The organism is Winogradskyella ludwigii (assembly GCF_013403985.1).
GTDB classification, from domain to species: domain Bacteria; phylum Bacteroidota; class Bacteroidia; order Flavobacteriales; family Flavobacteriaceae; genus Winogradskyella; species Winogradskyella ludwigii.
On the sequence record NZ_JABFDF010000001.1, the window covers coordinates 910,214 to 935,090 of the forward strand.

Sequence of the window (24,877 nt, forward strand, 5' to 3'; positions counted from 1 at the left end):
AAATAAAATAAGCTTAATTAAAAAGTTGATTCTAATCGGTAATTTAATTAGCAAATTCTATTTGACAGATTTAATAAATTAAAAAAAATCAAATGAAAATCGGAGTCCCAAAAGAAATCAAAAACAATGAAAACAGAGTTGGTATGACACCTTCGGGAGTTTTCGAATTGACAAAAAACAAACACGTTGTTTACGTACAAAAGGATGCTGGTTTTGGAAGCGGATTCTCCGATCTAGATTACATCAACGCTGGCGCCATAGTTTTAGAAACTATAGAAGACGTTTATACTTCTAGTGAAATGATTGTTAAAGTTAAAGAACCTATTGCAGAAGAATATCCATTGATAAAATCGCATCATGTAGTATTTACCTATTTCCATTTTGCTTCTAGCGAACCATTAACTAAAGCGATGCTTAAAAGTGAATCGGTTTGTATTGCTTACGAAACTGTTGAAGATAAAGATGGTACATTACCATTATTAACACCAATGTCTGAAGTTGCCGGAAGAATGGCAATTCAACAAGGTGCAAAATATTTAGAAAAACCAATTAAAGGTCGTGGAGTACTACTTGGTGGCGTTCCAGGTGTACCTCCAGGAAGAGTCTTAATTTTAGGTGCTGGTGTTGTAGGTATTCAAGCTGCAAAAATGGCTGCAGGATTAGGAGCTCACGTTACTGTTATGGATATTAACATGAAACAATTACGTTATGTAAATGACGTGATGCCTAGCCATGTAGTTACCGAGTTTTCAAGCGAGTATAATATTAGAAAACGTATTAAAGATCATGATTTAATTATTGGTGGTGTATTAGTTAGAGGTGCTGTTGCTCCAAGATTAATTACTAGAGATATGCTTAAAGATATGCGTCCAGGAACCGTTTTGGTAGATGTGGCTGTAGATCAAGGTGGTTGTATGGAAACGACTAAAGCAACAACACATGAAGACCCAACATTTATAATTGATGATGTGGTACATTACTGTGTTGCAAATATGCCAGGTGCTGTACCTTATACATCAACTTTAGCATTAACCAATGTAACCTTACCTTATGTACTAAGATTGGCAAATCAAGGTTGGGAAACCGCATGTAAAAAAGATGTAACTTTAGCAAAAGGACTAAATATTGTAAAAGGTAAAATAGTTTATGAAGAGATTGCTGAAGCGTTTGGTTGGTCTATGGAAGCGATGTAAACATAACAATAGGCATTTCAATATCCTGACAAAAGTTCTTAAATTTAATTTGGCTTACTTTTTGCAATTCATTTAGTAAATTTACATAAATTAAAATTTTCAACTTATGAGCGGAATGATGGGATATTACGTACTAATTGGCGCTATTGCTTTAGTGAGCTGGCTAGTAAGTAACCAACTTAAACGTAAATTTGCGAAGTACTCTAAAGTACAATTGCGCAATGGTTTATCTGGTAGAGAGATTGCAGAAAAAATGTTAGCAGATAATGGTATTACTGACGTAGAGGTTATTTCTACACCAGGACAATTAACAGATCATTACAACCCTAAAAATAAAACAGTAAACTTAAGTGAATCTGTTTACAATAAACGTAACGCGGCTTCGGCTGCAGTTGCTGCTCACGAATGTGGACACGCCGTGCAACATGCACAAGCTTATAGTGCTTTAGGTATGCGTTCTGCGTTGGTACCAATTGTTAGTGTGACTTCAGGAATGTCTCAGTGGTTAGTCATTGGAGGTTTAGTTTTAGGAGCCGCTGCAGGAATTGGTATAGGGTATTGGGTTGCTGTTGCTGGTTTAGTGTTTATGGGGTTTGCAACGCTATTTAGTTTCATTACTTTACCTGTAGAATATGATGCAAGTAATAGAGCTTTAGCTTGGTTAAAGAACAAAAAAATGCTAACACCAGATGAATATAAAGGCTCTGAAGATGCACTTAAATGGGCTGCAAGGACTTATTTAGTTGCTGCTATTGGCGCATTAGCCTCTTTACTATATTGGGCACTTCAAGTGTTTGGAGGTAGAGATTAAATCTTAAAATATTTTATAAAAGAGCTCTGATTTATCAGGGCTTTTTTTGTAGCATAAGAAGAAATACGTACATTAAACATCATAAACTAAATCATACAATGGAAAACCAATACCCAAATCAGTACTCACAGAAAATTTTAATTGGCAGCTTATCTGATGTAGAACGCGCTACCTTTTACAAAAAAACTTATGGACATGTTGCAGGAGGAGTCTTGGTCTTCATACTATTTGAATACCTTTTACTACAAAGTGAAACTGTAGTAAGTTTTATGCTCTCTATGACACAAGGTTATAAATGGCTCTTGTTACTAGGTGGCTTTATGCTAGCCACCAACTATGCTGAAGGTATGGCTATGAAAACTACAGATAAAAACACGCAGTATTTAGCGTATGGTATTTACATATTTTTTGAAGCCTTAATTTTTGTACCTATGTTATATATGGTAACAGAACTCATGGGACCTTCTGGTTCAGATGTGCTTTACCAAGCCTCTATAGTTACATTATCCCTTTTTACAGGATTATCTGCTGCTGTATTAATGACAAAAACTGATTTTTCATTTCTAAAAACAGGATTAACTATTGGGTTTTTCATTGCTATTGGATTAATAATAGCAGGAACTCTATTTGGTTTTGACTTAGGTTTATGGTTTTCTGTTGGCATGTGCTTATTAGCTGGTGGATCTATCTTATATCAAACTTCTAATTTAGTGAAGACTTATGGTGTAGAAGACTATATTCCGGCTGCGCTAGGATTGTTTGCTTCACTAATGTTATTGTTCTGGTATATCCTTAGAATTTTTATGTCTAGAGATTAAGTATAATTTACTTTATAAAATATAAAAATCCCAACTGAAGTTTCAGTTGGGATTTTTCTTAAGTATTTTATTTTAACTTTAGTTTTGTTAAAAAAAACGAAATAAAGGTAATATAGCACACAATACTATTAAACCTGTTGTTTTCTAAAGCTTATAAGCGCCGTAAATTTGCACCCGCTTTAAAAAGCAAAAATATTTAATACAAAAATTATGAAAACAAGTAACAGAACAGTAAAAGAAAGTAAAGTAGGAACTAAAACGTTAAAATTTGGAAACGCAAGTTCATTAGTTTGGAATACAAAAAGACGCTACAGATAGATATATAAATTTACTATAAAACAAAAAGCCCAACTAAAAATTTTAGTTGGGCTTTTCTAATAGATATTATTTGATTTTGTCACCATTTTTATCGAAAAAATGATATTCAAGATATGTGTAAGCATCTCTAGGTAAAACTTTTACCCATTTTTTGTGTTCAAAAAACCATTTTGAACGTACTGATGGAAACCCTTTGGTTAAAAAGGCTGCTATAAAAGGGTGTGTATTAAGAGTTACCTTTTTATAGTCTTTTTTGAAAATACGTTCTAGATCTTGATTAATACGTTCCACCACTTTAATTGGTGCTTCGATTTCATCTCCTCCTACTAGATTCGGATTTTCTTCTTTCGTTTTAATATTACGTTCTGGCCTAACGCGTTGTCTGGTTATTTGCACTAATCCAAACTTACTCGGCGGTAATATTTTATGCTTTGCTTTATCATCTTTCATCTCATCTCTAAGATAATTGAAAAGCTTTTTTCTGTTCTCGGCCTTTCCCATATCGATAAAATCGATAACGATTATGCCTCCCATATCACGTAAACGTAATTGTCTGGCAATTTCTTGGGCAGAAATCATGTTAACTTCTAAAGCCGTATCTTCTTGGTTCTTCTCTTTATTAGATCGGTTACCACTGTTTACATCTACTACATGGAGTGCTTCGGTATGTTCAATAACCAGATAAGCTCCTCTTGACATAGATACTGTACGACCAAATGATGTTTTTATTTGTCGTTCTATTCCAAATTTTTCAAAAATAGGACCATTCTTGTGATACTTCACAATAGATTCCTTATTCGGTGCAATTTGATGCACGTAATCTTTTACCTGTACATACATTTCTTCATCATCTACAACAATACCAGAGAATGAATCATTAAAGATATCTCTCAAAATTGAGGATGCTTTGTTCATTTCTCCCAATACTTTAGTTGGGTGATGTGCTTTGTACAATTTTTTACACATTGCTGTCCATCGATCCAGCAAACTCTGTAAATCACTATCTAGTTCGGCAACTTTTTTGCCTTCTGCTACAGTACGAATAATAACACCAAATCCTTTAGGTGTGATACTTTTTACGAGTCTTTTTAAGCGGTCTTTTTCGTCTTGCGAATCAATTTTTTGTGATATTGATATGCGATTAGAAAAAGGTACTAAGACAATGTATCTTCCGGCAATAGACAATTCTGAGCTAATACGCGGTCCCTTTGTAGAGATTGGTTCTTTTACTACTTGTACTAATATGGATTGATTTGATTTAATGGCGTTTGCAATTGAGCCATTTTTATCTAAATCTTTTTCCATAGGAAAGTCCTTGAGGGTGTAATCCCTCAATTTCCCTGTGCTTACACGTTTAATGAATTTTAAAAGAGAAGGCATTTGCGGACCAAGATCATGATAGTGTAAAAAACCATCTTTCTCATAGCCTACGTTAACAAACGCGGCATTTAAACCAGGCATAACTTTGCGTATTTTGGCAATAAAAATATCGCCAACCGCAAAGTTGTTATCCTCTTCATCTTTATGTAATTCAATAAGTTTTCCATCTTTTAATAAGGCAAAATCAACAATATCTGAACTTGATCGAACTATTAATTCTTTGTTCATAATGTTAATTTATATCTAGCTCTTCATTGAGATAGATGGATTTCACTAAATTATTTGACACAGGATGTAATATCCTACAAATTATACAACACTCTATTAAATGTTGTAAATTCTATATCAAAGAACGTTTCTTTAAAACCGAAAAAAGTAGTTTTAAAAACTACTTTTTTCAATTTATTTCTTCTTGTGACGATTAGCACGTCTACGTTTTTTACGCTTGTGCGTCGCTACCTTGTGTCTTTTTCTTTTTTTACCACTTGGCATAATAAATAATGCTTTTTAAGTTAATATTTTGTCTAAATGCTTTCTTAGTTAACCTCAACATTAGATTTAACTCCTTCTAAAAATACTTTAGCCGGCTTAAATGCTGGAATGTTGTGTGCTGGAATTTTTATTGTAGTATTCTTTGAAATATTACGACCTGTTTTTTCAGCTCTTGTTTTAATAATGAAACTACCAAAACCTCTTAAATATACGTTATCTCCACCTTCTAAAGAAGTTTTAACTTCTTCCATAAAGGTTTCAACAGTTGCCTGTACGTCTCCTTTTTCGATACCTAATTTATCAGATATTTTCGCTACTAAATCAGCTTTTGTCATTGTTACTAGTTTTAGGGTTACTATAAAAATTATAAGGGATGCAAATATATGCATTTTAATTTCAATATTTCAAACGTAATTAATTAAAATTTAAGACTATAAACATTTAATTTTGCCATCTCATCTAAAAAGTCAAATGGATTTTAACAACACACTAATTAATTGGTACTCAGTAAATAAACGAAACTTACCATGGCGCGAAACCAACAATCCATATTACATTTGGCTGTCAGAAATAATTTTACAACAAACTCAAGTTAAACAAGGATTACCTTATTACGACGCATTTACTGCTAAATACCCAACAGTTTTTGATCTTGCTAACGCTACTGAAACCTCCGTTTTAAAATTATGGCAAGGCTTAGGTTATTATTCTAGAGCAAGAAATCTTCATACCTCTGCAAAACATATTGCAAACCATCTAAATGGTGTATTTCCAAATAACTATAAAGAGTTACTAAAATTAAAAGGAGTTGGTGATTATACTGCTAGCGCCATTGCTTCTATTGCTTTTAACGAGGTCGCTGCTGTAGTAGATGGAAATGTTTATCGTGTACTAGCGCGTTATTTTGGAATTGAAACAGCTATTAACTCTACACTAGGTATCAAAGAATTTAAATCTTTAGCATCTTCTTTAATAGATAAAGAGCAACCTGCAACCTATAATCAGGCTATTATGGAGTTTGGTGCTTTACAATGTAAACCCAAAAATCCAGATTGTACAATTTGTCCTTTTAAAGATAGTTGTGTTGCGCTTCAAAAGAACACGGTAAGTCTGCTCCCATTGAAATTGAAGAAAACGAAGGTTACAACTAAGTACTTCAACTTTTTAGTATGTATAGATCCTGATAAAAAGATACTTTTTGAAAAACGTACTCATAAAGGTATCTGGCAAAACCTATATCAGTTTCCGTTAATTGAATCTGATAAAAGCCTTAGTCCTGAAGAGTTTCATCTTTTAAATTTAGACCAAACTTTATTAGAAACATCAACGTTTGATTACTCCTTATATAATGAGGTAGATGTTGTACATAAATTATCGCATCAGCATTTGCATACTAAATTCTGGATTATTGAGGCAGAGTCACTACCAAAAACAGCCATTACCGTTAAATCACTCGATCAATATCCTGTTCCTGTATTAATAGGTGACTTTATAAATACTTTTAATTTTAATACTATTTCTCATCTTAAATAATGAGAATCAAACCCCTTATTTACAGAGATTTAAAAGAAGTCTTTAGTTAAGAATATTAAAGAAATCACATTTTTTTATTACTTTTAAAGTAGTGATTGCAAAAACAGTAACTTTACACCTTATTAAAACAAATTATTATGTCTGGAACGTTAAATAAAGTAATGCTAATAGGAAACTTAGGTGACGAAGTAAAAATGCACTATTTTGATGATAAAAATTGCGTTGGTCGTTTTCCTATAGCTACAAGTGAATCTTACACTAGTAAGCAAACCAATGAGCGCATAACCAATACGGAATGGCATAATATTGTGGTTAGAAATAAAGCTGCTGAAATTTGTGAAAAATACTTATCTAAAGGCGACAAAATTTATATTGAAGGTAGAATAAAAAGCAGAAAATGGACTGATGATAAAGGCATGGAGCGCTATTCTACGGAAATACAATGTGATGATTTTACTTTTTTAACACCAAAAAGTGATCAGCAAAAACCACAAAAGCCTAGTACACCAAAAGCTCAACCACAACAATCTTCACCTGCTGCTGCACCAGAAGGAGATGATGATTTACCATTTTAATCTTTTAATATTACTTTATTTTGGACCCAGAACCCACGGTTTTAATTTCAAATTTTCTAATTATTGATACTTCGTTTATAACAAGTATTATTATTCTTATTGTTTTACTAACATGTTCTGCTCTAATTTCTGGAGCTGAAGTCGCCTTGTTCTCTTTAACTAAAACACATTTAAATGAAGGTTTAGAAAACAAATCGGCTTCAATGCAAATTATAGCTAAACTTTTAGAGCGTCCAAAAAAGTTATTAGCCACCATATTAGTTGCCAATAACTTTATAAATATAGCTGTTGTTTTACTCTTTGCTTATATAGGAGAAACGCTTTTTGATGGCATATCAAATAGTCTTTTTCGGTTTTTAATTGAGGTTGTTTCTGCCACCTTTTTAATATTGTTGTTTGGTGAAATTATTCCTAAAATTTACGCGAGCAGAAATAGCGTAAAATTTTCATCTTTTATAGCAAGGCCTTTACAAGTGTTAGACGTCATTTTTTCTCCATTGAGTTTGCCAATGCGTTATGTGACGATTAAAATTCATAATAAATTTGGAAAACAACGTTCTAATTTAAGTGTAGATCAATTATCGCAAGCTTTAGAATTAACAAACGATGAAGACACCACTAAAGAAGAACAAAAATTACTACAAGGTATTGTATCATTTGGGAATACAGACACTAAACAAGTAATGCGACCAAGAATGGATTTGTTTGCGTTAAGCATAAACACTCCTTATGAAACTATTATAAAAGAAATTATTGATAATGGTTATTCTAGAATTCCTGTTTACGAAGAAAGTATTGACACCATTATAGGAGTTCTCTATGTCAAGGATTTATTGCCACATTTAAATAAAAAAACATTTGATTGGACTACCATTTTACGTGAACCTTTCTTTGTGCCAGAAAACAAAAAACTGGATGATTTAATGGTAGAGTTTCAAACCAAAAAAGTTCATCTTGCTGTTGTAGTAGATGAATATGGTGGTACATCAGGATTGGTGTCTTTAGAAGATATTATTGAAGAAATTGTAGGTGATATTAGTGATGAGTATGATGATGACGATTTAGTTTACACCAAACTTGATAACAACAACTTTAGTTTTGAAGGAAAAACACCGCTTAAAGATGTCTATAAAATAGTTGGTATTGAAAATGATGTGGATTATTTTGAATCTCGAAAAGGGGAGGCTGAAACTCTCGCTGGTTTTGTATTAGAAATTTCAGGTGGTTTTCCACGAATAGGAAGTAAAATAAATTTTGAAAATTACGTTTTTACTGTAGAAGCTTTAGAACGTAAACGCATAAAACAAATTAAGCTTACGTTATTAGATAAGAATACATAAAATACATTTGTTAAGCTTATTTTTCAATTATGATAATAATTAATAGCGCCTGCACTAAGCGAAGTCAAAGTATACTTAAATAAAAACCAAAACACATGAAACGCATAGCTTTACCTCTTTTAAGTCTATTGATATTAAGTTGCGGAGACGATCCATTGCCAAAACCCAAAGGTTATTTAAGACTTCAATATCCAGATGCTATCTACGAGAAAACTAATGTGCCTCTCCCTTTTTCTTTCGATAAAAATAATCTTTCAGAGCCAATTAAAACGGTAAAAACTGCGGGAAACATTAATGGTATTGATATTAAGTATCCCTCTTTAAAAGCAACCATTTACCTTACGTATAAAGACATTGAAAATGGTAACATTGATAGTTTACTTAGAGACACGCAAAACCTAACTCAAAAACACGCTATAAAAGCAGATGAGATTTCTCAAAATATTTTTGAAAACAAAGCACATAAAGCTTATGGTATGTTATATGAAATAGGAGGCAATGCTGCATCACAATCTCAGTTTTATATAACAGATAGTATTAATCATTTTTTAAGTGGTTCGCTTTATTTCTATGCTAAACCTAATTACGATTCTATTTATCCTGCTTCAGAATATTTAAAAAAAGATATTAAGCGTATTATGGAGAGTGTAGAATGGAAGGAGTAGAATTCTCATATAATTATTAACAAATAGAAAATGCCTATCGAAATTTCGATAGGCATTTTTTTTATTTGTAATGTATTTAATTTACCGCTTTATTAGCTTTGGTAAACCCATACGCCACCTATTTTAATAACAGCGAAGTCTTCTGTAGTATTACTACCATTATAAACCTCAAGAGTAATTACATATTTTTGTTCTTCATCTGCAGAAGGTGCAACGTTACCTAACACTACATTAATAGCATCTAGTATCATTGGATCTGTCCACTCAGCCGCATTACCAGCTCTTCTGTCCATGTTTCCGTAATTATCTGTACTTGCTGTAGCTGCTGGATAAACAGTTGCTAAATCAGATACTATAGCAGCATAATCATCAGATGTTAAAGTATACCTAATAGTATTATCTGGTTCCCAAACACCATTAACATAACCAAATTGAAGTGTTGTAGAGATTGTAGATTGATAAGCTGTCCATTCTCCGTCTAAAAACGTATAAAGACTACCTCTTGCACCTGTTCCGCTTGAACTTGATTCATAGTTATAACCTACATTAATCATGTCATCTTCTTGCGCGTATGGATATTTTAAACTTAAAAATGTAGCTAAATAATCATCTGGAGAAATTGAACTTCCGAAGCTTTCAATACCCATAGATTCATAATCTTCATCAGTAATAGCATAAAAGCTATCAGAAGGTAATGCCCATTCTGTACCTGTATATTCAAAATACATTTCGTAAGCTGTTTTATCTCCAACAATTTCATCATCTAATACATCATTGCTCATAATTGCAGACCATGTGTTTGCAACACGTATACCATCAAAAACTCCAGTTGGTCCACCACCACCTTGACGGATAGAAACACCTGTGACAACTGCACCAGTATCTCCTGTACTTGTTGCTTCAGGAGTTGTAGGCTCAGTAGCTTCTGCTGCATCTAATATATATAAGTTAGATACGCCTGTTTCTATATTATAAGACGATACAAGAAGATATGTAGTGTTTAGATCAAAAGATGTAGTACCATAAGTTAATGTACTTGAACTGGCACCAATACCAAATAAGATATTTCCAGAACCATCATCCATAGCTCCAACTCTTGCTACATAACCTACAGCAAAGTCAGTATCTCTTAAATGAAATATATAAGTTCCTGTACTTACAGTACTCAAATTTACCAATGCACTTGCATAAACATTTCCTGAAGCTATTCCAGAAAAATAACTTGATATATCCTCAGATCCGTCAGCATCAATTGTAATAGATCCTCCGATATCAGTTGAAGGATAATCAGTCATTGACAAACTAGAAGTAGCATATCCTATTGGCCCTGAACCAACACCAGAATGCGCTTCCCAATTCGCAGAACCAACAGCCGTTAAATCCCCAGCTGTAGCACCATAATCAAAATTATCATCTAAAGATACTGTAGGTGTTACAACTACGAAATCTCCCGTAAATTGAAAGTATCTTGCTCTTCGGTAATCACCTATAGAAGGACTTTCAATATTAGTAGTAAGAATGTCTGCTAAATATTCAAGAGGATCGTCATCTGAATTAAAACCTAATCCATCACTACCACTAAAAGTATAATCATCTTGTACTAAATTATAATCTCTTAGGTCAAATGCATTTCCTACGTATAAATCAAATCCAACTAAAACAGAAGAACCTTCTCCCCAAAATGGATATCTATCTGATAAAAAAGCAGGTAACATTGTTCTTGCATCTTCCTCTGAACTAAAGCTACCAAACCCTAGATCTAACTCTGTATAATCGTCACTAGTTAGTGTGTAAGACTCAGATCCTACAATTGGATCTGCCGTTGTATCCAGTCCATCATAAATGTCTTCCATTGGATTACAACCCACAAAGGTTATACCCAAAATTGCTAAACAATAAAATATTCTTTTCATATTCTTTTTTTTTTAAAAATTAACACTTAATCCTACACTATAAGTTCTTCCAGGGCCAAAATAAACTTGCGCTGTATTAGCAGTACCATCTAAATCGTTAGCATCTGAAACATACTCAGTATTAAATGCATTATTCACTTTACCTATTAAAACAGCTTGAAAATCGCCCATTTCAAAAGAATGTCTAACACCAACATCAAATAAACCAAAATCAGGAAGTTTCCATACATCTGGTAAGTCTGAACTTCCTCTGTTTGTAACATCATAAGACGAATAGTTATCACCAGCAAAGTTATAATCTACATAGATGTTAGATTTAGCTGCTAATTTATAATCTACACCTAATGCAAATGTTGTTTGAGCAACATCACCTACTTTTAAATCCTCTGCAACAACTTCTACAACATCTACAATATCACCTGCTTGATCTCTTATATCTGCAGACACGTTACTTTTCCACTGCCAATCTCCTAAAGAGGCCATACCTGTTACTGTTATCTTTTCAGTAGCTTTATATCTAAAATCTAATTCAATACCTTGGTGCAATGCATCAATACCTAATAGGTTATAAAAGAATAAGTTTTCACCAGTACCAATTGAACCTCCAAATGACTTATCTAACCAGTTAGTATAATATATGTTAACATTAGCACTTAATTTTTCGCTACGGTAACCGTATCCTAATTCTGCACTAAATACTTTTTCATTTACAGCATCTTCATTTGGAATAATTCCGTCTTCATCTAAAAATACATCATCTAAAAATGGTGCTTTAGAAAAATAACCAACATTAACAAATACATTGTTATTCATGTCTATGTTATAGTTACCACCACCTTTAATACCATATCCCACAAAGTTTACAGCTTCAGACTCTCTACTTCCTACAATAGTATTATTCATGTATTCTTTCTGCTTATAGATACTGTTTGAAATATCTGTAGCCACAAACACGTTTACAGACTCATTAATTTGGTATTCTGCTTGTCCAAATAAACCATATCTAGTAACAACACCATCGTAATCTTTGTTGTATTTGTCACCTACTTGAAGTGGCTTACCAAAAGCATAAGTATCTGATTCATTATCTAAGAAGAATTGACCTCCTAATAAATCTTCTACTTCGTACCAGTGAGACCCAATATAATAACGTCCGTCGAAACCACCAGAAATTGTTAATTTATCATTAATTCTGTTTTTATAACTAGATAAAATACCATACCATTCATGATTATTTATAGATGATGAAAGAATATCAGTAGAACCATTAACACCATTAGCACGATTCTCTTCTACCACTTTATCAAAATCAATTGGTGTTAAGCCTGTAGACCCTAATCTATAATCATCAGATCCAATTTTAGAACCTTCATCTCTACGTCCACCACCTGAACCAAACGACGCGTAAAATGATGTAGACAAAGCTGATTTGTCATCTATATTCCATAAATGGTTAATAGCCATTTGTGGTTTGTGAAAAAAGTTATAAGACTGATGATAAACTTCACCATTTTTATAACCCCAATCTTTATTTGCTTTTTGCGGACCTGAATCTGTATCCTTTAATTCAGCAATCGTAGAACGATTAAAACGCTGACCATGTTGCTGTTGCGAACCAAAAGCAGTAAATGACAATCTATGTTTGTCATTTATTTGTTGAGATAAACTTAAGAAATAATTGTATCCTGAAAACTCAGTTCCATCAACATAACCATCACCTGTAATTTTAGCAGCACTAACTGTAGCTGCAAAACCTTTATCACTTAATCCCGTTGAGTACGTCATACCATACTTTAAGTAACCATCATTAGCTACACTAGCACCAAACTTACCACCTTGTTCTGCGTCAGTCGTTTTAGTAATAATATTAATTGTACCACCAACAGAAGCTACTGCTACTTTAGAAGCACCTAAACCTCTTTGAACCTGCATAGAAGAAGTTACATCTCCTAAACCTGCCCAGTTACTCCAATAAACAGCACCATTTTCCATATCGTTTACAGGAACACCGTTAATCATTACAGCAACGTTTTCAGAACTAAACCCTCTAAGGTTTATTCTACTATCTCCATAACCACCACCTTGTCTTGTTACATAAACACCTGGTGTTGATTTTAAAATTTCAGGAAATTCTTGAGTACCTAACTTAATAGCAATCTCTTCAGCCTTAATTGTTGAAACCGCAACTGGAGTCTTTCTATCCACCGCTACAGAAGCAATAATCATAATTTCATCTAAGCCAACATTGCTAGACATTAAAGTTATTGTTCCTAAATCCGTTTCTCCACTATAAGCTATAGTTTGAGATAAATAGCCTACATAAGAAATAAGGATTTCACCAGTACTTGATGCTGCATTTAAGCTAAATTCACCATCAAAATCAGTGGTTGCACCATTCGTAGTTCCTTTTACTATAATATTAGCACCAGGAAGTGGCGAGTTAGTGTCACTATCAATAATTTTACCCTTGACAGTAGTTTGGGCATATGCAAATGTTGAGAAACATGTTAAAACAACAATACATAAAAAATGACTAAATTTTTTCATATAAAATTTCAGTTAATTGGTTTTTATCTGCGCAAAATTACGCAATACAACAGCTAAAACATTAACTTAATGTTAACAATTAAGCATTGTGAAGATAAATTATAGAATCAACAAATTTTATAGATTGATAATCAATTTTATGAAAACTTTTTAACAATTTTTAACAATTATTCATATAGAAAGCTAGTAAATTTTGCGTAGAAGCGTCATGATTACCATCTTTACTAGCATTATTAAGCTCATCTAGTATAGATTTCGCGAGTTGTTTTCCTAGCTCAACACCAAACTGATCGTAGCTATAAATGTTCCAAATGATGCCTTGAACGAAGATTTTATGCTCATACATGGCTATTAATTTCCCTAAACTCTCTGGAGTTAGCTTTTGAATTAACAACGAAGTGGTTGGTTTATTACCTTCAAATATCTTAAAAGGTGCTAATGCATCAATCGCTTCTTTAGACATCGATTTGCCTTCAAATTCAGCTAAAACTTCTGCTTCAGTTTTACCATTCATTAGCGCTTCCGTTTGTGCGAAGTAATTAGACATCAATTTATCGTGATGATCTTTATTACCATATAATGAATTGACATAACCAATAAAGTCTGTTGGAATAAGTTTTGTGCCTTGATGTATTAATTGAAAAAAGGCATGTTGCGAGTTAGTACCTGGCTCTCCCCAAATTAAGGTTCCGGTTTGGTAATTTACTTTGTTACCATCTCTATCTACACTTTTACCATTACTTTCCATAATACCTTGCTGAAGGTAAGTGGCGAATTGGTTTAAATATTGTGTATACGGAATAATTGCCTCACTTTCCGATTGAAAGAAGTTATTATACCAAACGGTTAATAATGCTGAAATTACAGGGATATTTTGATCAAAGTCTGCTGTTTTAAAATGGGTATCCATTTTATGAGCGCCTTCTAATAAGCTTTCAAAATGTTTGTAACCTAAAGCTAAACTAATTGAAAGACCTACAGCACTCCAAAGTGAGAATCGTCCACCAACCCAATCCTTCATCGGGAAAATATTATCTTCATCAATACCAAAAGCTTTTACACTTTCAATATTAGTAGAAACAGCAACAAAATGTTTAGACACTGCTTCTTTTGGTAAAGATTCTAAAAACCAAGCTCTAATAGAGTTAGCATTAGAAAGCGTTTCTTGTGTTGTAAATGTTTTAGATACAATTACAAAAAGTGTTGTTTCTGGATTTAAGTTTTTTATAATTTCTTGGTAATGATCTCCATCTACATTACTAACAAAATGTGTTTCTAATTGATTTTTGTAAAACTGAAGTGAATCTACCACCATTGCAGGTCCAAGATCAGAGCCTCCAATACCAATATTTACAACATCTGTAATTGCTTTACCTGTAAAACCTTTATGATCGCCATTGACAACAGAATTTGTAAATGCTTCAATTTTACGTTTTACTTCGTGAATTTCAGGAATCACATTTTCACCATCTACTAAAACCTCAGCATCTTCTGGCGCTCTTAAAGCGGTATGCAAAACTGCTCTGTCTTCTGTGACGTTAATGATATCACCATCAAAATATTTAGATATAGCATCTTTTAAGTCTAGCTCATTAGCCAACTCTATAAGTAGATTTACCGTTTCTTTTGTAATTCTATTTTTAGAAAAATCTACATAAAAGTCATCCCATTTAACCGTTAAATCAGTTGCCCTTTCTGCATCTGAACTAAATAAATCTTTTAAATGTTTAGATTTAATATCTTCAAAATGTGCTTGTAATTTTCCCCAAGCTTTTGTTGTGGTTGGATTGGTTGCTTTTAATGCCATAATTTTAATTATAAAATTGGATCTTCCGTTATTGTATTTTCTGTTTCTTTAGGTTGTGCCTCTAAGAAAAAGATATTATCTAGTTGTTGCTTAATTGGTTTAATATGCTCTAAATACTTCACTTTTAAACTATCAGAAATTGGTTTAGCTTCTGGAAGCTTTTGTTTAAAAGGGTCAACTTCTTTACCATTTTTCCAGAAACGATAACACACATGATTTCCTGAAGAACTACCTGTACTACCTACGTAGCCTATAACATCTCCTTGTTTTACAAATTCGCCCACTTTAACTTTGCGACGAGACATATGTAAATACTGTGTTTCGTAGGTAGCGTTATGTCTAATTTTTACAAATTTACCATTTCCGGTACCATAACCAGACCTCGTTACTGTACCACTCGCTGTTGCCAATATTGGCGTGCCATTTGGTGCTGCAAAATCCGTTCCGCGATGTGCCTTAATACGATATCCGTAATGTGCGATTCTTCGTTTTAAATTATAACGTGATGAAATACGACTAAACTGAACTGGAGCTTTTAAAAATGCACGTCTCAGATTTTTTGCTTCTTCATTAAAATAATCTCTAATGTTATGAATAGAATCGGTTTCAAATTGAAAAGCATATAGCGAATCTCCATTATGTTCAAAATAAGCTGCTTTTACATTCTGAATTCCTGCATAAATAGTATCGTCTATATATTTATCAGTATAAATTACTTTAAAACGATCACCTTTCTGTAAACGTCTAAAATCTATAGTCCACGCATAAATCTCATCGGCCATTTTATAAGCTAATCGCTGACTCAACCCTTTATCTTCTAGAGTTTTTGAAATACTACTTTCTATAATTCCTGTAGCTGTTTTTTCGACATAGGTTATAGGTTTTCTACTCTTATAAGCGTGAATAGAATCCTTTAAACCAATAACCACATATTCTTCTTGATTAGGCTGATATATAAACGTACTTGGACTTGGCAGACTATCTTTTTCTGATTCTTTAGAATACAACAACGTATAAGGTCTCCCTGGATGTAATTTTCTAATATCGAAAGTATCTTTAGTAACTTCTGCAATTTGAAAAATATTAGGATACCCAATATTATTTCGTTGCATAATTTCACCAAAACTATCGCCAGATTTAATGGTGTCTCGTTTTACTCTATAGTTCTTGATATCGAAACCAAACTCTAGAATTTTTTCTTCTTCAACAATTTCTGCTTGTTCTTTTTCTAAGTCTACTTCGGCTGAGTTATCCTCTTTACAAGCATATATACTTATCGCAATTACTGCTATTGCGATTAATTGTTTTAATTGCATTAATTAAGCTAATTATAAATTATTTCCCCAATTTTCTACTTCTTCTTTACTCCATAATTCTGGAAAGAAAATACGTTTTTGATATTTTGGATGCATATATTTTTTCCAATCGCTTCCTCCAGTTGCCTCTCCATCCCCAATTCCGCTATCTATGTAATGTTTTGCGGCATTGTAATGCGCCATTACCCAAGACACATTAACCGTATAATCATAATGACGCATAGCTTTTATAAGCTCTTCGTTTTTCTGATCTTTTTCTGGCAGTTCTTTAAAGCGTGTCCAAAGGTTTTTAGTGTTATATGTTTCCATAAACCTTAAAAACTCGTCTTTGTAGCGTTTTTCAAAATTAACCAAAAGTGTCGATTTCTTCCCTGTTTTATGATCTTTTCCTGCTGCTTGCCAATATAAATGCTCAAAAGCATGTGTAAAAGAGGTATCTCTATCAATATCTTTTCTGAATCTATAGTCGATAAGATTAATTAATTCAGTAGATGAAAACTCTATCAGTCTGTATTGTGCACTTTGAAAACCACTTGCAGGAGTTAGTGTATATCTAAATTTCATATACTGTTCTACATCCATACCTTCTCTCATGATATTGAACGAAGTAGATAACATGTCGAAATAGCGGCTAATTCTCATCAGTTTACTTTCGAAAAATGTAACCTCTAAATCTTCTTTTTCTGCAACTTGAGAAATTTCCCAAAGAATCATTTTAAACAGCAATTCATTAATTTGATGATAAGCAATAAAAACCATTTCATCTGGAAGTGTTGTACGCTGAATCTGTAAATTTAATAACGCATCTGTATGAATATAATCCCAATATGTTATGGGCTTACTGTAGAGTAAACCATATAGATGATCGTCTGTGTCTTGATCTATTTTTTCATACTTCTCTTCAAGAGACTTTATAATGTTATCGTAGTTTGGTTGGTCTGGCATATACTAGTTAATCTTAAAATTCTACTTGAAATGAATGTTTTAAACCTTTAAATTCAATAAGATCTGCACGCAGAGAGCCTACAGCTAAATCTGCTTTAATTTTTAAAGGAATTCTATTTTTATCTGCACTTACCCAAAGGGTTAAACTTTCTTCTTCTTTAAACACACGACCTGCCATAACGTATGGTCTAAACTTAATTGTTTTTACTTTTACCTCAGCACCGTTAACATCCACTTCTATAGTTTCTGTTCCTAAATATTTGAGTTTAAAACCATAGTTCTCTTCATCAAAAAACATATTTGTTTTTATCTCGTCGCCTAGTTTTAACGATTCTATATTTATATTATTTCTTAAATAATAATACATAGAAACCATATCTTGAATATCTTGTTCAGTAGTTATTCTTTTAGTGACCTTATGTTTTTTGTTTTCAACCTCTGCAATCTTATTTTCATGATCAAAGTTAATTTCGATGTCTTTGGTATGGCCACCTTCATCTATTTTTCTAATAAACTTATAAGGAGCACCAGTTTCTGCATCAAAATAGCTTTCGTATCTGTCTTTAACTTTGAAAAACAATTTAGCGAGTCCTGTTGTCCAGCCTTTACCCACAACGTGAAACACTGGCCTCTTGTCTAATTTAGTTTCTTTTACAGATAATGTAGCATTTCCTGCAGTGACAAAACCACTGTAACTCATTTCAAATTTAAACCACTCTCCATCTTGAAATGCAGATTTCTGTTTCACATCAGAACCTTGAAATCCTACAAAAAATAATATTATGGTAAATATATGTTTCATGTGTTTTTATATATTGTCATTTACTATCACATGTGATTCCTATTAATTATAGCATAGAGCACTAATATATTTGTATTGCTCATTTCATAATTTCTAGTTTGTAAATGTAATTAATGTAACTCATCTTTTGTGTTACATTTATATTAAATACAATTACTATTCCAATTCTTTAAAACCATTGAATTACAATAAAAAACAGCATTGAATTGTGTCTTTAAATGTAAAAGCAATTCCTTTTACACTAAGAAAACCTATAAGTTTCAGATATTAGAGACGTTGAATTATGTTTTATAAAGTTCCTCTTTTCTCTTGTTCTCTCTCAATAGACTCAAACAAAGCCTTAAAGTTTCCTGCACCAAAACCACGAGCTCCCATGCGCTGAATAATTTCAAAAAACAAGGTTGGTCTATCTTCTACTGGTTTTGTAAAAATCTGAAGTAAGTAGCCTTCTTCATCTGCATCTATCATTATACCTAAACCTTTTAAAGTTTCAATATCTTCTCTAAGTGCATGACTATGTTCTTCTAAACGTCCTGGTACTGCTCTGTAATAATCATCTGGAGGCGTAGATAAAAACTCAACTCCTCTAGATTTTAATTGAGATACCGTTGTAATAATATCGTCTGTTGCCACAGCAATATGTTGCACACCTGAACCTTCGTAAAAATCTAAATACTCTTCAATTTGCGATCTTTTAGCTGCTTTTGCAGGTTCATTTATTGGAAATTTTATACGACCATTTCCATTACTCATTACTTTACTCATTAAAGCTGAATATTCTGTATGGATTTGCTTATCATCAAAAGATAAAAAGTTAACAAAGCCCATAACATCTTCATACCATTTTACCCAAGTATTCATTTCTCCCCAACCTACATTACCAACCATATGGTCTATATATTTTAGTCCTGTTGGTTCTGGATTGTAATCACTTTTCCACTCTACAAATCCTGGCATAAACGTACCCGAATAATTTTTTCGTTCTACAAACATGTGAACGGTTTCTCCATAAGTGTAAATACCTGCTCTTACCACTTCACCAAATTCATCTTTTTCAACGGTTGGTTCCATATAAGATTTAGCACCACGTTTAGTTGTTTCTTCGTAAGATTTACGAGCATCATCTACCCAAAGCGCCACCACTTTTACACCATCTCCATGTTGAACGATATGCTTATTAATTTCAGATTTACTATTTAATGGAGTTGTTAGTACTAAGCGTATTTTATCTTGCTTTAACACATAACTTACAGAATCCTTTGAGCCTGTTTCTAAACCTTTATACGCATAGGATTGAAATCCGAAAGCGGTTTTGTAAAAGTGAGCTGATTGTTTTGCATTACCAACATAAAACTCTACGTAATCCGTTCCTAAAAGCGGCAAAAAATCTTGTGCACCTTCAAATATCTTTTCTAAACCGTAGTTTACGTTTTCTACTTCTTTTGCCATAATATTCTATTTTAAAAACTATAACTTAATTCTATTTTAAAAATCTTCAACTTCAACTGAATCTATTTCCTCTTCAATAATATAAGTATCATCTTCCCAAGTATCAGAACTTTCAGATTCTATTATTGTATCGTCATATTCTGACTCGTAATAATAGTCATCTTCTTCAAAATTTCCATTCTGAATACCGTCTAAAACAGCTGATGAAACTAAAGTACCATAAAAAGCAAGTGCAGCTAGCGCAAAAAGAACCACTAAACCATTAAGCACAATAGCTATAATATTTATAATCTTAGCTGTATTAACATTGCTACGCGATTGCGCATTATAAGCTTCCGGATTCTCTCCAAACTCTCGTAAACTTTTATTAGCCGAAACCAATCCAATTATGGCCATAATTAAAGGAATAATAGCCGTAATACCATAACAACAACAGCCAGCTATACCAATAACTAATGCTAATATTCCTAATATAAGTGATAGTGGATCTGCAGGTAATTTATTCTGATTCATTTTTTATAAGTCCCAACCTTACCTTCCTGTATTAACCACTATTGGCATTACTTTGAAAAGGGGCTCTTTTTGTTGAGTATGTAGCCTTTGTTAAACTTCTATTTTATTTTTGTCAATTTAGTGTTCTAGCCACGATTTAAAGTAATCTTCATCAGCAATTTTTAAAGCTTCTTCAGTTACTTTTAAGGGTTTAAAAGTATCTACCATTACTGCTAATTCTTCTGTTTTTACTTTACCAATACTTTTTTCCATGGTTCCTGGATGTGGTCCATGAGGAATACCTGCTGGATGCAACGAAATGTGTCCTGCAGCTATATCATTCCTACTCATAAAATCACCATCAACATAATACAATACCTCATCACTATCTATATTACTGTGATTGTATGGTGCTGGTACAGCGATAGGATGATAATCGTATAAACGCGGTACAAAACTACAAATTACAAAAGCATCAGTTTCAAAAGTTTGATGTACTGGTGGTGGTTGATGCACTCTCCCTGTAATAGGTTCAAAATCGTGAATTGAAAAGGCGTACGGATAATTATAACCATCATAACCTACCACATCAAAAGGATGAGAGGCATAAACCATATCAAAAATGTCGTCTTGCTTTTTAATTTTAATTAGGAAATCGCCCGACTCATTATAGGTTTCTAATTCTTGAGGCTGACGTAAATCGCGCTCACAAAATGGAGAGTGCTCTAGTAATTGGCCAAAATAATTACGGTATCGCTTTGGTGTATAAATTGGTCTGCGAGATTCTACTATAAAAAGCCTATTGTCTTCTGTATCAAAATCCAGCTTGTAAATAACACCTCTTGGCACTAGTAAATAATCACCATATTTAAAATCTAGATTCCCAAGATGCGTTCTTAGTTTCCCTGTACCCTTATGTATAAAAATTAATTCGTCTGCATCTGTATTTTTATAAAAATAGGATTCTGTAGATTGTTTTGGTGCTGCTAAGATGATATTACAGTCGCTATTTGTCAATACTATTTTCCGACTCTCTAAATAATCGTTTTCCGGCTTTACTTGAAACCCTCTAAAACGATACGATTGCATATTGTTTTCCTTAGCAATCTTAGGCGCAACACTGTATTGTTTTTTAATTTCCTTGACTTGCGTTGGTCGTTGCTCATGATAGCTGTTGGTAGACATGCCGTCAAAACCAATAGTACCAAACAATTGCTCGTAATAAAAATCGCCATTTGTTTTTTTAAACTGTGTGTGGCGTTTTGGTGGTATGTTTCCTAGCTTATGATAGAATGGCATTTTTAATTAGTTTAAAAGTTGATGTATTTATACGTTTAATGGTATAAACTTCATAGGTTTTAAAGGTACAAAAAATGCGTATCTATTCTGGGTTCCTAATGATAAGGAAATGAAGGTGAAGTTTTATATTGGCCCAGAATGGTTTCATGCTGTTACAAATATCAATATTTTTTTGGTATTTAAAAAGAATTAGAAAAATCATTTAAAATGAAATCACTTACCACTTTAGTTTTTAGTCAACTTCTTTTTACTTTTGCACAAACTAGAAATACCTATGTATAGGTTTTTAAAAAATTGGCTCAGTTTTAGTGATAAAACAGAACTCACAGAAGAAGACAAAATGAAAAAATTCTTAATCGTTGGCTTAGGAAACATAGGCGAAAAATATGCTAATACCAGACATAACATTGGTTTTAAAATTCTAGATTATTTAGCCGAAACTAATGAAATTCCTTTTGAAACCGTAAAACTTGGAGATGTTGCCACTTTAAAAATAAAAGGTCGAACACTTATTCTTTTAAAGCCAAGTACATTTATGAACCTCAGCGGAAAATCCATAAAATACTGGTTAGAGAAGGAAAAAATACCTTTAGAAAATCTGCTCGTTGTCACTGACGATTTAAATCTTCCGTTTGGATCGCTTAGACTAAAAACAAAAGGAAGTGATGGTGGTCACAACGGCTTAAAAGACACGCAAGACAAATTACAGACCGTAAAGTATAACCGTTTTAGATTTGGTATTAGTGCTGAATTTAGCACAGGAAGACAAGTAGATTACGTTTTAGGAGAATGGACTGAAGACGAAAACACAGCGCTTAAAGAACGCTTAAAAATTTCAGCAGATCTTGTAAAATCTTTTGCTTTAGCCGGAGTAAATACCACGATGAACCAATTTAATGGAAAATAACATTTAGCTTTGTTTTCAGTACGTTTCTAAATCAAAAACAACAATACCGTTTAATTTGAATTCAAAATCAGCAAAAGTTACAACTATTGGCACCTTCGACGGTATCCATATTGGTCATCAAAAAATCCTTAAACAGGTGGTAGCTCTTGCTAAAAAGCAAGGTTATGTCCCTGTGGTTCTCACCTTGTTTCCGCATCCAAGAATGGTGCTTCAAAAAGACGATTCTATTCGTTTATTAAACACCATTGAAGAACGTATAGAATTACTAAAATCCCACGGTATAAAAGAGGTAATTGTAAAAAAATTCACCAAAGATTTTGCCAACCTCTCTGCTAAAGATTACGTAAAACAAATTTTGTTAGACGAGTTAAACACCAAAAATATTGTTATTGGTTACGATCATCATTTTGGCAAAAACAGAAGTGCTAATATAAATGACCTTAAAGCATTTGCAGACCTCTATAATTTTAATGTTGAAGAAATTTCTGCACAAGATCTAAAAGATGTTACTGTGAGTTCTACAAAAATTAGAACAGCTTTAAACCAAGGAGAAGTAGATTTAGCAAATTCGTATTTAGGATACAATTTCTTTATTACAGGTACTGTTATTAAAGGCAAAGGCTTAGGTAGAACTATAGATTTCCCAACAGCAAATATTAATGTAACAGCAGCTTATAAACTTATTCCAAGTGATGGTGTTTATGTTGTAAAATCCAAAATTGACAACAAAACCGTTTTTGGAATGATGAATATTGGTACAAATCCTACAGTTAATGGGAAAAAACGCTCAATTGAAGTTCATTTTTTTAACTTCAACCAAGATATTTATGATTCTGAATTAAAGATTGAATTTTTAAAACGCTTACGTAGCGAACAAAAATTTGAAAATCTTGAAGCTTTAAAAGCGCAACTAAAGAAAGATATGACAAATGCTCATAGCTACATAAAAACCTTAAATGAATAAATTCTTATTTAAACATATAGACAATTCAGGACTCATTGTTTTCAGAATCATTTTTGGATTGCTATGTGCTTTAGAAGCTTTCGGAGCCATTTTTACAGGTTGGATTAGACGTACGTTAATAGAACCTGAATTTACATTTTCATTTATTGGATTTGAGTGGCTGCAACCACTTCCTGGAAATTGGATGTATGTCTATTATTTTATAATGGGACTTTTAGGACTCTGCATAATGTTGGGTTACAAATACAGATTTACCATGCTCATGTTTGCACTTATGTGGACGGCTACTTACCTCATGCAAAAATCTTCGTATAATAACCACTATTATTTACTCATGTTATTAAGTTATTTAATGGTGTTTTTACCTGCAAATCGTTATGCTTCCTTAGACGCGAAACTAAACCCTTCACTTAAACAAATCTCGATGCCAAGTTGGTGTAAATGGGTTTTTGTACTTCAGTTATTTATTCTTTACACCTATGCGTCATTAGCTAAGTTTTATCCTGACTGGTTGGATGGCTCAGTAATGGAAATTCTTATGAGAAGTAAATCTAATTACTTCATAATCGGAGAACTCTTACAACAACAAACCGTGCATTATATGTTAGCTTATGGTGGTATTTTGTTTGATGGTTTAATCATTCCATTGTTACTATTTAAACCCACTCGAAAATATGCGTTTTTCGCATCTACATTTTTTCATCTATTTAATTCTATTGTATTTCAGATTGGTATTTTCCCATATATGTCATTAGCTTTTAGTCTCTTCTTTTTTGAACCTAAAATCGTTCGGAATATATTCTTAAAGAAGAAAGATTTTTATGATGCTAATGAAATTAGTGTTCCAAATCACAGAATCCTATTAATCTCACTATTCTCAATTTATTTTATAGTCCAAGTGGCTTTACCTTTAAGACATCATTTTTTTAAAGGCGATGTTTTATTAACAGAAGAAGGTCATCGTTTATCTTGGAGAATGATGTTGCGTGCAAAAAGCGGCAGAACAACATATTCGGTTATAGATGCTGAAACCAATTTAGGAATTAAGATAAGGTTAGATGATTATTTAACTAAAAAGCAGCAACGTGGTGCCAGCACAAAACCAGATGTTATTTGGCAATTTGCACAACACCTAAAACAAGATTATGCTAAAAAGGGCAAAACTATAAAAGTTTACGTTAACGCTTTTGTAAGTATAAATGGTAAAGCTTCAAAACGACTTATTGACCCAAAAGTTGATATTGCGAATGAAGAATGGCACCATTTTAAGCATCAAGACTGGATATTAACTTCGGACTAAATTCAAAATGT

21 protein-coding genes are annotated in these 24,877 nt (G+C 32.7%); 10 read left to right on the forward strand and 11 right to left on the reverse strand.

Translation table 11 applies throughout. From position 1 onward, the window contains the following. The first annotated feature begins 92 nt into the window (after nucleotides 1–92). From ald to HM981_RS03840, 3 genes are all read left to right on the forward strand, one after another. The gene (ald, locus tag HM981_RS03830; RefSeq protein ID WP_179337251.1) at nucleotides 93–1,193 is read left to right on the forward strand and encodes an alanine dehydrogenase; all 1,101 of its coding nucleotides are present in this window, start codon (nucleotides 93–95) and stop codon (nucleotides 1,191–1,193) included. 115 nt (nucleotides 1,194–1,308) lie between these two features. Continuing rightward, entirely contained in the window at nucleotides 1,309–2,004 is a 696-nt protein-coding gene (locus HM981_RS03835) for a zinc metallopeptidase (protein ID WP_179337679.1), read from the forward strand. A 98-nt stretch (nucleotides 2,005–2,102) separates the two neighbouring features. Continuing rightward, nucleotides 2,103–2,822, forward strand: coding sequence for a Bax inhibitor-1/YccA family protein (locus HM981_RS03840; protein ID WP_179337252.1), 720 nt, complete (start codon nucleotides 2,103–2,105; stop codon nucleotides 2,820–2,822). Nucleotides 2,823–3,206: 384 nt separating this feature from the next. Here HM981_RS03840 and HM981_RS03845 read toward each other — a convergent pair whose 3' ends face one another. Both HM981_RS03845 and HM981_RS03850 read right to left on the reverse strand, forming a co-directional pair. Next, nucleotides 3,207–4,748: an Rne/Rng family ribonuclease gene (locus tag HM981_RS03845; protein WP_179337253.1), complete on the reverse strand. Its 1,542-nt coding sequence runs from the start codon at nucleotides 4,746–4,748 to the stop codon at nucleotides 3,207–3,209. Between the two features lie 308 nt (nucleotides 4,749–5,056). After that, nucleotides 5,057–5,347, reverse strand: a complete 291-nt coding sequence (locus HM981_RS03850; RefSeq protein ID WP_179337254.1) for an HU family DNA-binding protein — start codon at nucleotides 5,345–5,347, stop codon at nucleotides 5,057–5,059. 136 nt (nucleotides 5,348–5,483) lie between these two features. On the opposite strand from HM981_RS03850, the gene mutY reads away from it, so the two are divergent. The 4 genes from mutY (at nucleotide 5,484) to gldD (ending at nucleotide 9,125) form a co-directional block, all read left to right on the forward strand. Beyond that, nucleotides 5,484–6,545, forward strand: a complete 1,062-nt coding sequence (mutY, locus tag HM981_RS03855; protein ID WP_179337255.1) for an A/G-specific adenine glycosylase — start codon at nucleotides 5,484–5,486, stop codon at nucleotides 6,543–6,545. Nucleotides 6,546–6,682: 137 nt separating this feature from the next. After that, nucleotides 6,683–7,120 (forward strand): single-stranded DNA-binding protein, encoded by a 438-nt coding sequence (locus HM981_RS03860; RefSeq protein ID WP_179337256.1) that lies wholly within the window; start codon nucleotides 6,683–6,685, stop codon nucleotides 7,118–7,120. A gap of 20 nt (nucleotides 7,121–7,140) precedes the next feature. Continuing rightward, on the forward strand, nucleotides 7,141–8,460 hold the full coding sequence (locus HM981_RS03865; protein ID WP_179337257.1) for a gliding motility-associated protein GldE: 1,320 nt from the start codon (nucleotides 7,141–7,143) through the stop codon (nucleotides 8,458–8,460). 95 nt (nucleotides 8,461–8,555) lie between these two features. Beyond that, complete coding sequence (gldD, locus tag HM981_RS03870; RefSeq protein WP_179337258.1) at nucleotides 8,556–9,125, forward strand: gliding motility lipoprotein GldD; 570 nt, start codon at nucleotides 8,556–8,558, stop codon at nucleotides 9,123–9,125. A gap of 92 nt (nucleotides 9,126–9,217) precedes the next feature. Here gldD and HM981_RS03875 read toward each other — a convergent pair whose 3' ends face one another. The 9 genes from HM981_RS03875 to HM981_RS03915 all read right to left on the reverse strand — a co-directional run bounded on the left by HM981_RS03875 (nucleotide 9,218) and on the right by HM981_RS03915 (nucleotide 21,695). Then, nucleotides 9,218–11,038 (reverse strand): hypothetical protein, encoded by a 1,821-nt coding sequence (locus HM981_RS03875; protein ID WP_179337259.1) that lies wholly within the window; start codon nucleotides 11,036–11,038, stop codon nucleotides 9,218–9,220. A 12-nt stretch (nucleotides 11,039–11,050) separates the two neighbouring features. Then, the gene (locus HM981_RS03880; protein ID WP_179337260.1) at nucleotides 11,051–13,585 is read right to left on the reverse strand and encodes a TonB-dependent receptor; all 2,535 of its coding nucleotides are present in this window, start codon (nucleotides 13,583–13,585) and stop codon (nucleotides 11,051–11,053) included. A gap of 160 nt (nucleotides 13,586–13,745) precedes the next feature. Further along, nucleotides 13,746–15,392 (reverse strand): glucose-6-phosphate isomerase, encoded by a 1,647-nt coding sequence (gene pgi, locus HM981_RS03885; protein ID WP_179337261.1) that lies wholly within the window; start codon nucleotides 15,390–15,392, stop codon nucleotides 13,746–13,748. Nucleotides 15,393–15,400: 8 nt separating this feature from the next. Beyond that, nucleotides 15,401–16,708, reverse strand: a complete 1,308-nt coding sequence (locus HM981_RS03890) for a peptidoglycan DD-metalloendopeptidase family protein (protein ID WP_179337262.1) — start codon at nucleotides 16,706–16,708, stop codon at nucleotides 15,401–15,403. Between the two features lie 12 nt (nucleotides 16,709–16,720). Beyond that, nucleotides 16,721–17,653, reverse strand: a complete 933-nt coding sequence (locus tag HM981_RS03895; RefSeq protein ID WP_179337263.1) for a tryptophan 2,3-dioxygenase family protein — start codon at nucleotides 17,651–17,653, stop codon at nucleotides 16,721–16,723. Nucleotides 17,654–17,666: 13 nt separating this feature from the next. Continuing rightward, nucleotides 17,667–18,455, reverse strand: a complete 789-nt coding sequence (locus tag HM981_RS03900; RefSeq protein WP_179337264.1) for a DUF3108 domain-containing protein — start codon at nucleotides 18,453–18,455, stop codon at nucleotides 17,667–17,669. Nucleotides 18,456–18,743: 288 nt separating this feature from the next. Further along, nucleotides 18,744–19,904 (reverse strand): 4-hydroxyphenylpyruvate dioxygenase, encoded by a 1,161-nt coding sequence (hppD, locus tag HM981_RS03905; protein ID WP_179337265.1) that lies wholly within the window; start codon nucleotides 19,902–19,904, stop codon nucleotides 18,744–18,746. 36 nt (nucleotides 19,905–19,940) lie between these two features. Beyond that, complete coding sequence (locus HM981_RS03910; RefSeq protein WP_179337266.1) at nucleotides 19,941–20,417, reverse strand: CCC motif membrane protein; 477 nt, start codon at nucleotides 20,415–20,417, stop codon at nucleotides 19,941–19,943. Nucleotides 20,418–20,534: 117 nt separating this feature from the next. Beyond that, nucleotides 20,535–21,695 carry a homogentisate 1,2-dioxygenase gene (locus HM981_RS03915; RefSeq protein WP_179337267.1) on the reverse strand — a complete coding sequence of 387 codons (1,161 nt, stop codon included), beginning with the start codon at nucleotides 21,693–21,695 and terminating at the stop codon, nucleotides 20,535–20,537. A gap of 274 nt (nucleotides 21,696–21,969) precedes the next feature. Between HM981_RS03915 and pth the strand changes: the two genes are divergently transcribed. The 3 genes from pth to HM981_RS03930 are packed head-to-tail and all read left to right on the forward strand — an operon-like array spanning nucleotide 21,970 to nucleotide 24,866. Next, complete coding sequence (pth, locus tag HM981_RS03920; RefSeq protein WP_179337268.1) at nucleotides 21,970–22,602, forward strand: aminoacyl-tRNA hydrolase; 633 nt, start codon at nucleotides 21,970–21,972, stop codon at nucleotides 22,600–22,602. 55 nt (nucleotides 22,603–22,657) lie between these two features. Further along, a complete protein-coding gene (locus HM981_RS03925; RefSeq protein ID WP_179337269.1) occupies nucleotides 22,658–23,566 on the forward strand; it encodes a bifunctional riboflavin kinase/FAD synthetase in 909 nt (302 codons plus the stop codon). Further along, nucleotides 23,559–24,866: an HTTM domain-containing protein gene (locus HM981_RS03930; protein ID WP_179337270.1), complete on the forward strand. Its 1,308-nt coding sequence runs from the start codon at nucleotides 23,559–23,561 to the stop codon at nucleotides 24,864–24,866. Before HM981_RS03925 ends, HM981_RS03930 begins: the two co-directional genes overlap by 8 nt. The last annotated feature ends 11 nt before the right edge of the window (nucleotides 24,867–24,877 follow it).